Origin of the sequence: Phreatobacter oligotrophus, from assembly GCF_003046185.1 — a bacterium.
GTDB classification, from domain to species: domain Bacteria; phylum Pseudomonadota; class Alphaproteobacteria; order Rhizobiales; family Phreatobacteraceae; genus Phreatobacter; species Phreatobacter oligotrophus.
On sequence record NZ_PZZL01000032.1, the window covers coordinates 1 to 11,758 of the forward strand.

The window sequence follows — 11,758 nt, forward strand, 5'->3', positions numbered from 1 at the left end:
ACCATCGCCTCCGCGACGGCCTTCCTCTACGCAGCCGCCGCCATGGTTCTTATCCGCCGCATCGCGCGAGCGTCATGAGTTCCGGGACGGACTCTTAGGCAGGAAGATCCGTTGCCCTTCCTGGTCCAGCTTGATCTGCAGCGGATCGGGATAGCGGAAGGATGTATGCGGGAACTTCGTCCGCGGCTTAGGTTATGCCGCGCGGCCTTCGAAAAGCTCTGGAAGGTGCGATCAAGATCGCGGATCGCCTGCTGAAGGGGATGATGCGGCACTTGCCGGAGGAACGGCGCCGCGGCTTTGAGGTCCTAGAGCTCATTGATCTGCGAGGTCGCCGTTGGGCGCCGTGGTGCTGCGCGTTGCCATCCCAACCGCCGCTGTTCCAGACAGAGGTTATAGACCAGCCTCCAGCAGCCGGCCGTTCGCCGGAATAGACTTGCCTGTTCCGGGTCGGGGCATGCCCGGAACCTGTACGCAGTCCGTTGGAGCATACTCCGTGGTAGCGTGTTCACGTTTCGCTCGCAACGGGGCGCCTATCCGCTTCCTAAAGGTAGCGGTCTGCGGTACCAATTTTATTGATTAAGCCGCCATGGCCCACCAAAGTGGCACCAAGCCTGCCAATTTCGCGCGGCCCGCCACAATCTTCGGGAAACAGCGCTTGTTTAACCGAGCACGGTATCGTATGCGGACCCCACTCGCAGGACCGCGTGCTAGAATGTTTCGACCAGGGGAAACCCATGAGCCAGAACGCCATTGACCGGCTGATCTCCAATTGGGGAGGGAGGACATCCTCCAGCAACCCGAGCCTCGTGATGCTCGACAAGTCCATCATTGAGCGGCTGGCATCGATCGCGTTCGGCCGACATGTGTTCGACGAAAGCGCGTACCTCGAGACGCACCCCGATATCGGTCGGGCGGTCGTGAACGGCAGCTTCCTCAGCGGGCTCCAGCATTACATCTGGGACGGCATACGGGAAGGGCGCGCCATTCCGGAAACCCCCGTTGATGCAGACAAGTACGCAGCGGCAAATCCCGATTTGACCAAAGCGGCGGACATGGATGAAGCGTCGCTCAAGGCGCACTGGTCCAATATTGGGTGGATCGAAGGTCGGCGGACTGAATAGCAACCGTTGCCGAAGCTCGCCATGCGGATCATTTTTCTCAACTACGGCCTCTACGCGAGCAATTCGGGTGGGCACATAGCCAACTTCGCTGCGGAGCTGGCGAAATTGGGTCACTCGGTCGCGATATGTGCAGAGGGTGACCCTGACGCTGCTCGCGAGGTCTGCGGTGAATTGGTAGAGTACTTCAGTCACGAATCCGTGGACTTCGAGCCGACGTCGCTTATGGGTGGGTTTTCACCGCAGGACGTCATCATCCACGCTTGGACCCCGCGCGACAAGGTCGTTTTTCTGACCGAAACGCTTATGAGCCAAGGCGCAGGGCATTACGTCGTTCACCTCGAGGATAACGAAGAGCTCCTGACGGCAGCTAACCTCGGCCTTAAACAGACCGAACTGGTGGCTGCCACTGAGAATCTCGGTAGATACAACTTTCCTCTCAGCCTCTCACATCCAACCCGCTATAAAGATTTCATCCGCGGGTCCTCTGGGGCTACCGTTATCGTTGAGCCACTGAGCGAGTTCGTCCACCCTGACGTGCCTGTCCATATTCTGGAGCCTGGTGTCAGTGTGGACTATTTCGGCGCTGAGCTTTCCCCAGAACAGCGAAGCTCGGTGCGACAGCGATATGGCGCCGCTGAAGACGATATCGTCTGTGTTTATCATGGCAATATGCATCGCGCTAATGAGCGGGAGATATTTTCGCTCTACACCGCCAATCTCATATTGCAGCGCCGTGGGATAAAATTTCGCCTTATTCGCGCAGGCAAGAACTTTACTGACGGATTGGATCTTTCTTTCGATTATCTTCGATCAAATGTGATGGAAGTTGGCTATCTTTCTTCCGAAGAACTCTTAAGGCTTCTGCAGATCGCTGACCTCTTTGTACAGCCTGGCGCCAGTAACGCCTTCAATGACTATCGGTTTCCATCTAAGATCCCCGAATTCCTGGCGCGTGGCCGGCCTGTGCTGCTTCCTGCAACCAACATAGGGTTGAGACTGCGTGACGGTGTCGATGCCATCCTTCTTCGGCGTGGAGACGGCGAGGAAATCGCAGACAAAATTGAGACTCTCGTCTCCGACCAGGCGCGCTGCAAAGACTTGGGCGCTCATGCTCGCAGGTTTGCCGAGGAGCAGCTCAATTGGTCGACAAACGCCAAGAGCCTGGTCCATTTCTATGCGCAGTGCATGCAGAAGCCAAATGGGGGCATCCTAAATGGACAGTCGAAGAAGGTTTGACCAGTTCTTCACAGATGATGTCCTCGCACGTCTGAGGTCGCGATACCAGGGGTACCGCGTGCCGCGCGTCGCCGTGGGCACGGTCGCCGATCATTGCGACAGCGTGGACCATTTTGGTCCCTTGGCGACCCACCAGGGCGACATGAAGGACATGCAGCGCTGCTGGGTGATGAAGGCCATCCTCGCAACAGCTCATCCCGGGGCGAAACTGCTAGAAATTGGCGCCGGCGAACCCGTGGTGGCGGGCCTGCTCGCGCGTCTCGGGTATGACGTTACGATCATCGATCCTTATGATGGCTGTGGCAACGGACCGACATCCTTTGACCACTACTGTTCCGAGTATCCCGACGTGAGGTTCCGGCGGGAATATCTCAATGAGCTCACCGTAATCGAACCGGAGTTTGACGTCATCTACTCCATCTCCGTGCTTGAACATGTGCCTCTCGATAACATGGCCAACTTGTTCGAGGGTGTCCGCAAGGCATCGGTCGAAGGGGCTGTGTACATCCATGCGGTCGATCATGTGCTGCGTGGTATTGGTTCCGACTACCACCTCGACATGCTGACGCACGTCGCAGCGGATTGCCACATCCGCGCTTCAGATCTGGCCGACGCACTCGATTTCGCAGCGGACGATCCGGACACCTACTTCCTGTCTGCGGAGGCCCACAACCGATGGCGGGGGGCCACGCCCTATGAGCAGTTCCCTATGAGGCGCTGCATTTCGGTTCAATTCCGGGGAGATTGATGGCCAACGGAATTTACGAAAGGCTGTTGGCTGCCGAGGTGACTCACAACCTTGCGAGGGAGTGGGACCAAAGCCGTCTCCAATATCTGCGAAATGCCATCATGGGTGTCGTGGCAAATCCCGTCTTGCCGTCGGTCACAGAAGTTGAGACCTGCTTCGGCACCCGCATGCATATCGACCTCAGGGATAAAGTTTGCCAGGACATATTTGTCCATAAATCCTATGAAATTGATATCTCGCTATTTTTGGCGAAGACTCTTACTTCGGGAGACGTGTTTTTCGACATAGGAGCGCACTACGGGTACTTTTCATCTCTAGCTTCGGTTCTCGTCCGACCCCAGGGCAAAGTTATCGCGTGGGAACCGGGACGGAGGGCGTTGGCTTTCTTGGCCCGAAATGTCGAGCACCTCGGCAACGTCATTTGGCGTGATCGCGCAGTCGGTGAAAGCAACGGTTTTGTCGATTACACGGACTTTGGCGTCGAGTACGGCGCATTCAACACGATCAAGGATAACATTCGCTCTCCTGTTAACGTGGAGGGGACTCGTGAACGCGTAGCGCGCGAGTCACTGGACGAATTTTTTGCGACGAGCGGTGTCTCATGCACGGTTCTCAAGGTCGATGCGGAAAGTGCGGAATCTGAAATCATCAAAGGTGCCAAGGAACTGCTCACCCGTAATCGGCCCGCCGTTATTCTGGAAGTTGGTGATTTCGACCATGTCCAGTCTTCTGGTATTCCAGATACGCGCGACCTAATCGACATGATGGGCGATCTACGGTATCGACCGTATCAGTTTCGCACTGGTAGGCTTGAGGGACATAAGATTCAGCCTCGCGGGAAATATAATTATATGAATTTGATCTTTCTGCCTGTTGGCAAATCCTCCCGTTGGTCGATACACGCGTGAAGGTCCGTTATGGCAAGCATGATGACTTTCTTGCGGCGGTTCTTTGCACTGCAGCGATATGGTCTCAAGATTGGGTTGAGACTCAGCAGGACGGACTGGTTTGACGCTGATTACTACCTGAGGGTTGAGCCCGACGTGAGGTCGGCGGGTATTGATCCACAATTGCATTTCTTGAACTACGGTTGGGCCGAGGGACGGAACCCTTCGGCGATCATTTGCACCTGCGATCTTGTCGCTAGCAATATCGAGAGATCCGCAGGTACGACGCGGCAGTTCGCTGGTGTTCTGGCTGATTACCTGGACGATGGTCGGCAAGACCTGCCGAGGTGGGGCTTCGAACTCGCACATGATGAACGTGTGCCGGAAGCGCTCCGTCGTTTCGCGACCCAGTACGATGTGATTGAACAATCCGGGATGTTCGATCATGATTGGTACCGTCAGCAGGTAGAGGCGGGCATTGATCCGATTGGCCATTTCCTCCGCCATGGTTCGCGGCTAGGCCTGACGCCACGGCGCGATTTCGACATATCGTGGTACGTTGAGCGGTATCAAGATGTGCGGAACAGTTGGCTCAATCCCTTTGTACATTACATTCGATACGGCCGTAGGGAGGGCAGACTCGCCAGTCCACCATCTGCCCCTGCCTCGCAGCTTGCCTTCTCCACTTTCCCAGACGACCGGGAGCTCGAGAGAATACCGGGCCAGATCCGGGCGTTCGACCGCCGTCCGTTGGTCTCGATCGTGGTCCCCGTCTATAACACCGCGCCTGAATTGCTGCACGCTTGCGTCCGGTCGGTCATGGCTAGCGTCTATACGGAGTGGGAACTGATACTCGTCGACGATCGCTCGTCATCGCCGTTGACCCTTGAGGCATTGAAAGAAGTTTCGGTCCTCGACGCTCGAATGCGGGTCATTGTTCGCACGGAAAACGGGAACATATCAGCGGCGACTAATACTGGGGTGGCCGCAGCGTCTGGCGAGTATATTGCGTTCCTTGATCACGATGACGAGGTACTGCCAAACGCCCTGTTTGAGTGTGTGAAATTCTTCAACGATCATCCTGACCATATGATCGTGTATACTGATCAGGTCAAGTCGGATCGCTACGGCCATGTCACAGAGCATTTCTTCAAACCGGATTGGTCGCCGATCTACTTCCTGGGGGTAATGTATGTAGGCCATCTTTTGGTCGTTAAAGCTGATCTTGTCGAAAAGGTTGGCGGTTTCCTTTCCCGTTACGACGGTGTGCAGGATTTTGAGTTTCTACTGCGTGCCTCTGAGATAAGTCCGAATGTGGGTCATATCCCTCGGGTGGTGTACAAGTGGCGCGCTATTGAGGGCAGCTTGGCGGCGGGTTCCGGAGAGAAGTCGGGCATCGACGAGAAGCAGGTGGCTGCCGTCCAGGCGGCTCTCGATCGTCGCGGGCTGTCATGGGCCGCGGAGGCTCATCCACACTTGCCGAACCGCGTCGTGCTTGTGCCTACAGCCGCGACGCCCCGCCCAAGCATCTCGATCGTGATCCCGTCGCGTGATCAAGGCCCGATTGTGGAGCGCTGCCTGCGATCCATTCGTGAACTCACACGTTATCCGCAGTATGAGATCATTGTCGTCGATAATGGTACGACGGATCCGATCGCTCTGGCTGCGTTTGAAGAACATTCGGTCCGGGTGGTCCCGTTTGAGAAGAGATTTAACTTTTCCAAAGCCTGCAATCTTGGGGCTGCCGCGGCGTCGGGGGATCTGCTGCTGTTCTTGAATAACGACACTGAGGTATTGAGCGGTGATTGGCTTGAGAGAATGGCCATGTTCTTCGAAGAGGAAGACGTCGGCGCCGTCGGTCCTATGCTGACTTATCCCGACGGACGCGTTCAGCATGCCGGCGTGGTGCTCGGGTGTCGTGGGACCGCGGATCACGTCATGCGATTGTTCCAGCCGGATGTCGATGGCTATGCGGGATCGCTGGCCTGTTCACGCGAGGTCACCGCCGTGACTGCTGCCTGTCTCCTGATGCGGCGATCGGTCTTTGAGCAGATTGGCGCCTTTAGCGTGGATTATGCTAAGCACTACCAGGACGTTGATCTCTGTTTGAAGATTCGATCGCGAGCGCTTCGTATCGTCTACGCGGCGAACACGAGGGTGGTCCATCATGAAAGTCTAACGCGGAAGTCCGAGGGTTACGACCTTGGCGATAGGGCACTGCTGATCGATCGCTGGCATGAAACGATTGATGCCGGTGACGCCTACTACAACCCGGCACTGTCGATTGATAGGCTCGACTATTCGCTGAGGTAAGCATAACGCTCGAACGGATGTCCGTGCGAGGGTCGTGACCGGGGCTTGCCTCCGGGTCGTAACTCGGCTGAACCGACATGCCCACGAGAAGGGACGGAAGTTGCCAGTGTCCTTAAAGCTCAAGCCTGTCGGCACACTGCGCGAGTTGCTCGTACAGAGCGAGGACCCGCGATGGGCTTGGTCAGCAGCGCCGGGCGGGGCGTGCATGTCATGAGCCGGCTTTAACTCATGCCCAAATGTAGCCCGTCTTCCCCGAGAGTGCGCAAAGGGACTCAATTGGCTGGCGCAATGGTCATGGTTCTCGTCGGTGTGGCCTGGCCCAAAGACCGAGGCTCACGGCCGCCGCTCGAACGGCCCTCAGGAAGAGTGAACCAGATGCGGTCTCGCGGATGAGACCGTCCCATAGTTGTTTTAACAGGCCCATGTCCCTGAGACTGCAACCTTGCCATTCAGGCGGGCGTCGGCATGGTCGAAAGCCACCAAGCATACATGTGCCTGAGACCAGCCTCGATGCTCGTTGACGGTTTCCAGCCCAGTTGCTCGATACGCCGGTTATCCATGATCTTGCGCGGCGTTCCGTCGGGACGCTGGGTATCGAAAACGATACGCCCTTTGAAACCGACAATATCCGCAAGCAAATGAGCGAGGTCGCGGATCGAAATCTCTTGGGAAGATCCTGCGTTGACCATACCGCCGTCGGTCCAGCGTTCCATCAGGAAGATACATGCGTCAGCCAGATCGTCAGCGTCGATCAATTCGCGCATTGGACTGCCAGTGCCCCAAACAACGACCTCTTCGCTGCCGGCATGTTTCGCTTCGTGAAAACGTCGCATCATCCCCGCAACCACGTGGCTATGTTCAGGATGAAAGTTGTCGCCTTGCCCATATACGTTTGACGGCATGACCGTGAACGCGTCGAAGCCGTACTGTTTGCGATACGCATCGCACATCACTTTGCCGGCGATTTTGGCAACCGCATAAGGTAAATTTGTTTCCTCCAACGGTCCCGTCAGTAGAGCGTCTTCGCTCACCGGTTGGGCCGCAAGGCGTGGATAGATACAACTTGATCCCAGGAACATCAGCTTGCGTGCGCCATTCGCCCATGCGGCGTGGATCACGTTGTTCTGGATCAAAAGGTTTTCGCGAATGAAGTCGGCTCCCATTGTGGCATTAGCTACAATGCCGCCGACTTTGGCCGCAGCAAGGAAGACATACTCTGGCTGCTCACGCTGAAAAAAGGCGTCCACCGCGGCCATATCGTCCAAGGGCAACTCAGACCGTGTGCGCGTTGCGATGTTTCCATAGCCATGCCGCACGAGGCCTCTCACGATAGCCGATCCGACCATACCGCGATGACCGGCGACGAAAATCTTTGAGTCCTTGTTCATGGCCTACTCACATCAGATCGTTCGGTGCTGCGACATCACGGTGCGCCAGATACCATTCACAGGTCCGCCGGAGCCCTTCCGCCAGATCGACCGCGGGACTGTATCCGAGTTTCCTCATTTTGGAGATGTCCGGGCAGCGTCTGGGAGTGCCTCCTTGCGGGGCAGGCGAAGGCCGGATGGCCAGGGACAATCCCATCACGGATCCTAGCGTTTCGACCAGGCCCCGGATTGAGACCTCCTGATCGTTGCCAATATGGTAGATTTCGCGATGTTCGCCATTGCTATACATCTTGAGAATGCCGTCGACAGCATCTTCGACATAACAGAAGGCGCGGGTCTCTGACCCGTCACCTTGGATCTCGAACGGTATGACTGCCTGGTTGTCCGAGGGTGTCGACTCTGCCGCCCGAAGGATGAACTGGGGAACAACGTGCTTCCAACCCATGTCGGGCCCATAGATATTATGAGGCCGAAATACCTGTACTTTCCGGAAGTGCTCTTGCGCGTAGTTGAATGCTATGAGTTCCGAAGCGATCTTCGAGCCCCCATAGGAGTATCGGGGGTTCAAGCTGTCAGGCAGCGTCAACGCAACCGTTTCAGGGGTCGGCACGACGGCGGGCGTCTGGTAGACCTCGGCGGTCGAGGCGACGACCAGGTCGAACACGCCGGCACGGCGACAGGCGTTCACGACAGCGATCGCGCCTCTGATCCCGACGTCCAGTACGAGTTCGGGCCGTTTATAAAAGTTCTCAGTGCCGTTGATAGCGGCGAGGTGCATGACCACGTCACAACCGGTGATCGCGGCTGTGACGGCGTCTTCGTCGCGTACATCGATGGAGTGGAGGCGCACGTCGTCTGATACCTCGGCGAAGCGACTAGCGTCGCCGCGTATCATCGAGTCTATGACACTGACAGACCAGCCGTCCCGAACGAGGCGCTTCACCAGATAGGCGCCTATGAAGCCCCCGCCGCCAGTGACCGCAATCTTTTTCAATGCTGCTCTCCGACGCCTGAGGTACCCACGGCCAGATAAGAGGATCCCTTTTCCTCGCTAGTAAGACTGCTGAAGTGGTTCCAATAATCGTAGATGAACCCGTTCGCCGACATCAGTGCCGCCAGACCGCGAGGAGATACGGCCGCCAGCGCGGGGTGGTTGTTCGCTATGATCACAACTGCGGCGTCACGGACCGCGTCCTGCAGGCTCTGCGAGACTTCGCAATTGGGAAAGTGAGCCGCCAGCTCCTCCCGGCTGACCACAGGGTCATAGAGGTAAATAGCCGCCTTAGGACGTTCCCTGGCAATTTCATGAAGGACCTTTGACGACATCGAGCCGCGCAGATCATCCGTGGCCGGCACTCCCTTGAATGCCATGCCGAGAATTGCGATTTTGGCGTCATCGGCGATGCCGCGAGCTTTCGCTTTGGATGAAATGAAGCTCACAGTTTCGGCAGGCTGCCGCTCATTGACCAGCCTGCTCGCGCGGGTGATCTCGAGTTCGATTCCGCGGCTCTGTGCACTTTCCCGGAGGATGTGGGGATCCTTTTCAAGGCACGGTCCGCCCACAAGGCCCGGGAGCGGAACGTTGGTCCGCTTGTAGCCCAGCTTTCCGAGGGAAATCACCTCATGCGCGCTGATGCCGAAGGCGTCGCAAAGGCGGGCGACTTCGTTCGCAAAGGCAAACTGGACATCGCGGAATGTATTGTCGACGAGCTTTATCACCTCCGCTGCCTCCAGGCTCGAAACCTGTACCACCGAACTGGTCAACTGGCGGAAGAGGGAGGAAGCCCGATCCCGAGTGGCCTGATCGTCGGCTCCGACGATTTGCGGAAGTTCTCTCAGTTCCTGAAGCGCTCGCCCTTCAAGGGTCCGCTCGGGGCACATGGCAACGGCGAACCGCTTTCCCGACTGGCGCAGGATGGGCGACACAACATTCCGGGCAGTCCCGATCTTGACTGTTGAGCGGAGGATCACGAGCGCATCATCAGCCATATATCTGGCGACTTGGCCCGAGGCAGCTTCGATCATGTCCAGCCGCGCAACTCCGTCTGAATTAAGAGGTGTGCCAACCGTGATGATAAAGATGCCGCAATCGAGTCCCTCTGGGAGTTCCGTGACAGCAACCAATCGGTTGGCGCTCGTGACGCGCGACAGGGCTTCCTGAAGACCGGCCTCGCTGAAATGGGGGCGTCCATTCGCGGTCATCTCAACGACTGACTGGCGCTTTTCTACCCCGAGAACACGGAGCCCAACCTCGGACAGAACCGTTGCGAGGGTCAGACCCACATATCCAAGGCCAATGACGCATACGTCGTATTTATTATGAGACATGGCGAGGTCGCTCGGATGCTTTTGGAAAGCGATTGAGATCAGCGGTTGCTGACACAGTCGGTTCGGAGCGTCAAGTGAACCACAGTGGCCCGCTTGAGAGCCCGCTCCCTTACTGCCGTCCTCAGGCCGCCGAGAGCCCAAATCCTTTGGCGGGGCAGCAGCCTGGCCCGCCGTGCACTCCACGATGCGCTAAATCGCCGAGTGATGGGCCTCAGCGGACAGACTGGGCTGCTGTTCATCCCGATCCAGCTTGATCTGCAGCAGATCGAGATAGCGGAACGATGTTTGCCGACACGTCGTGCGAGGCTTCGGGTATACCGCGCTCTCATCGACTCCCTTAAGGAAGCGGTCCGCGGCGCCATGATCTTTTATCGAAGGCCCGAACTCCAACCAGCGCGCAGCGTCCCGACCTGTCTTATGTAATCTACGATTTGATCTGGATTTGCTTCACAAATGTCAGCTCGTCCCCAAGGCAAAAAACCAGGAAAAATCGGGTCTAGGTCATGATATGCAGCCAAGATGAAACCATCATAGCTTGTTGAATGATGATCGAAATCAGAAGAAACTTCAATTCGGAAGCCGCAAAACTGCAGAAGTCGATAACAGAGGCCATGGATATAATTTGAATGAGTGGAAAGAAATATAATTCGGACGCTCCCTGAGCTAAGGATCTTAATGCTGTCTTGTAGCAAATCAACCTCTGCGCCCTGAATATCGACATGCAGAATATCAATAATAGGCAGGTTGTGAGTGGTGCATATGTTTCCTAGAGTGTCGTCACAAAATCCAATGCGCCCAACTGACAATTTTCCGCGATAGCCGTTCAGTCCGAAATTATATTGCGCGCTACCTAGGTTTTCGGCCGACTCATCGATAAGGACAACGCGAGACAGCGGCTTCTTCTTCATCATCCACATGGAGTAATGGCCCCAATAGGCGCCTAATTCCACCATGACCGGGGTAGCGACGTGCATTCGAGCCAAGGCCTCTTGGAAGCAAAATTCTTCGAGCGGTTCGTGTACCCCGCGGTTCGTTACCAAGATATCGGAAAAGGCTCCGTAATAAGAGAAAGGACCAATGTGTTGAACTATATGACCGTTGTGCAAAACGACGTGTGAGGGATCAATGCGAAGGCCTGCATTGGGGACCCGTTCAATGAAGACATTTAAGGGATCTGATATAATCTCCCTATGCCGCTCAATATACGCTGTTGCCTTTGGTATTTTCACGGTGACGTTTTTAGTTAATCAGTTGCGCAATCGCGGGCGCTTCCCAGCTGCCCCTTTACGTTACGATAAACTGACAAAGATTGTAAGCCCTTTTTTAGCAAAGGAGCACTACTCATCGGAAAAGCAAAAATAATGGTCCGGTTGACGCGTGCATGTACGATATATCCGCGACGATGTGCCTATCCAAAGATAGGGCACCCATCTATTTTTCGAAGCACTAGTAACAGCCCGGCATGCCGCAGAATTCTTACACGTCTGTCGGCAAATCAGATCTTCAACGAGCACGAGCGGACCGCGTCTTGGGTCTCAGACCGCTCGGCGCCACGGCATATCCCGGACGCTGTTGTTGACCTGGCGCCGCTTGATGGCGAGCGAGGTACCAGGCGGGTTCGTGCCAGTGATCGTTGTTACTGAGAGCCCGTCCCGAAAGGGTTGAGCGACTGGGGCACTCGTGATTCCAAGGGGTTGTTCAGGCCATCTTGGAGCGAGCGATGTGGACCCCAGCCAC

Annotated in this window: 10 protein-coding genes; 5 read left to right on the forward strand and 5 right to left on the reverse strand. The window is 56.3% G+C overall.

All coding sequences use genetic code 11. From position 1 onward, the window contains the following. Positions 1 to 305: 305 nt before the first annotated feature. Positions 306 to 488 carry a helix-turn-helix domain-containing protein gene (locus C8P69_RS24625; RefSeq protein WP_108179711.1) on the reverse strand — a complete coding sequence of 61 codons (183 nt, stop codon included), beginning with the start codon at positions 486 to 488 and terminating at the stop codon, positions 306 to 308. 246 nt (positions 489 to 734) lie between these two features. Here C8P69_RS24625 and C8P69_RS22685 point away from each other — a divergent pair, with 246 nt between their 5' ends. From C8P69_RS22685 to C8P69_RS22705, 5 genes are read left to right on the forward strand one after another with little or no spacing between them, the layout of a single operon-like run. Further along, positions 735 to 1,121, forward strand: coding sequence for a hypothetical protein (locus tag C8P69_RS22685; RefSeq protein WP_108179712.1), 387 nt, complete (start codon positions 735 to 737; stop codon positions 1,119 to 1,121). 21 nt (positions 1,122 to 1,142) lie between these two features. Continuing rightward, the gene (locus tag C8P69_RS22690; protein ID WP_108179713.1) at positions 1,143 to 2,357 is read left to right on the forward strand and encodes a glycosyltransferase family 4 protein; all 1,215 of its coding nucleotides are present in this window, start codon (positions 1,143 to 1,145) and stop codon (positions 2,355 to 2,357) included. A 58-nt stretch (positions 2,358 to 2,415) separates the two neighbouring features. Further along, positions 2,416 to 3,105, forward strand: coding sequence for a class I SAM-dependent methyltransferase (locus C8P69_RS22695; RefSeq protein WP_170118368.1), 690 nt, complete (start codon positions 2,416 to 2,418; stop codon positions 3,103 to 3,105). Then, complete coding sequence (locus C8P69_RS22700; RefSeq protein WP_108179715.1) at positions 3,105 to 4,013, forward strand: FkbM family methyltransferase; 909 nt, start codon at positions 3,105 to 3,107, stop codon at positions 4,011 to 4,013. The genes C8P69_RS22695 and C8P69_RS22700 overlap by 1 nt, the downstream gene beginning before the upstream one ends. 9 nt (positions 4,014 to 4,022) lie before the next feature. Then, positions 4,023 to 6,305 carry a glycosyltransferase family 2 protein gene (locus C8P69_RS22705; RefSeq protein ID WP_108179716.1) on the forward strand — a complete coding sequence of 761 codons (2,283 nt, stop codon included), beginning with the start codon at positions 4,023 to 4,025 and terminating at the stop codon, positions 6,303 to 6,305. Positions 6,306 to 6,754: 449 nt separating this feature from the next. Here C8P69_RS22705 and C8P69_RS22710 read toward each other — a convergent pair whose 3' ends face one another. The 4 genes from C8P69_RS22710 to C8P69_RS22725 all read right to left on the reverse strand — a co-directional run bounded on the left by C8P69_RS22710 (position 6,755) and on the right by C8P69_RS22725 (position 10,995). Then, positions 6,755 to 7,693, reverse strand: coding sequence for a GDP-L-fucose synthase family protein (locus C8P69_RS22710; RefSeq protein WP_108179717.1), 939 nt, complete (start codon positions 7,691 to 7,693; stop codon positions 6,755 to 6,757). Between the two features lie 7 nt (positions 7,694 to 7,700). Continuing rightward, positions 7,701 to 8,687 carry an NAD-dependent epimerase/dehydratase family protein gene (locus C8P69_RS22715; RefSeq protein WP_108179718.1) on the reverse strand — a complete coding sequence of 329 codons (987 nt, stop codon included), beginning with the start codon at positions 8,685 to 8,687 and terminating at the stop codon, positions 7,701 to 7,703. Beyond that, complete coding sequence (locus C8P69_RS22720) at positions 8,684 to 10,021, reverse strand: nucleotide sugar dehydrogenase (protein WP_108179719.1); 1,338 nt, start codon at positions 10,019 to 10,021, stop codon at positions 8,684 to 8,686. The genes C8P69_RS22715 and C8P69_RS22720 overlap by 4 nt, the downstream gene beginning before the upstream one ends. 368 nt (positions 10,022 to 10,389) lie before the next feature. Further along, positions 10,390 to 10,995 carry an FkbM family methyltransferase gene (locus tag C8P69_RS22725; RefSeq protein ID WP_108179720.1) on the reverse strand — a complete coding sequence of 202 codons (606 nt, stop codon included), beginning with the start codon at positions 10,993 to 10,995 and terminating at the stop codon, positions 10,390 to 10,392. Between the last annotated feature and the right edge of the window lie 763 nt (positions 10,996 to 11,758).

Excerpts from the sequence above, each read along its gene's own strand:
- C8P69_RS24625 (WP_108179711.1), bottom strand. The coding sequence starts at position 488 with ATGCTCCAACGGACTGCGTACAGGTTCCGGGCATGCCCCGACCCGGAA.
- C8P69_RS22685 (WP_108179712.1), top strand. The coding sequence starts at position 735 with ATGAGCCAGAACGCCATTGACCGGCTGATCTCCAATTGGGGAGGGAGG.
- C8P69_RS22690 (WP_108179713.1), top strand. The coding sequence starts at position 1,143 with ATGCGGATCATTTTTCTCAACTACGGCCTCTACGCGAGCAATTCGGGT.
- C8P69_RS22700 (WP_108179715.1), top strand. The coding sequence starts at position 3,105 with ATGGCCAACGGAATTTACGAAAGGCTGTTGGCTGCCGAGGTGACTCAC.
- C8P69_RS22705 (WP_108179716.1), top strand. The coding sequence starts at position 4,023 with ATGGCAAGCATGATGACTTTCTTGCGGCGGTTCTTTGCACTGCAGCGA.
- C8P69_RS22710 (WP_108179717.1), bottom strand. The coding sequence starts at position 7,693 with ATGAACAAGGACTCAAAGATTTTCGTCGCCGGTCATCGCGGTATGGTC.
- C8P69_RS22720 (WP_108179719.1), bottom strand. The coding sequence starts at position 10,021 with ATGTCTCATAATAAATACGACGTATGCGTCATTGGCCTTGGATATGTG.
- C8P69_RS22725 (WP_108179720.1), bottom strand. The coding sequence starts at position 10,995 with ATGCACGTCGCTACCCCGGTCATGGTGGAATTAGGCGCCTATTGGGGC.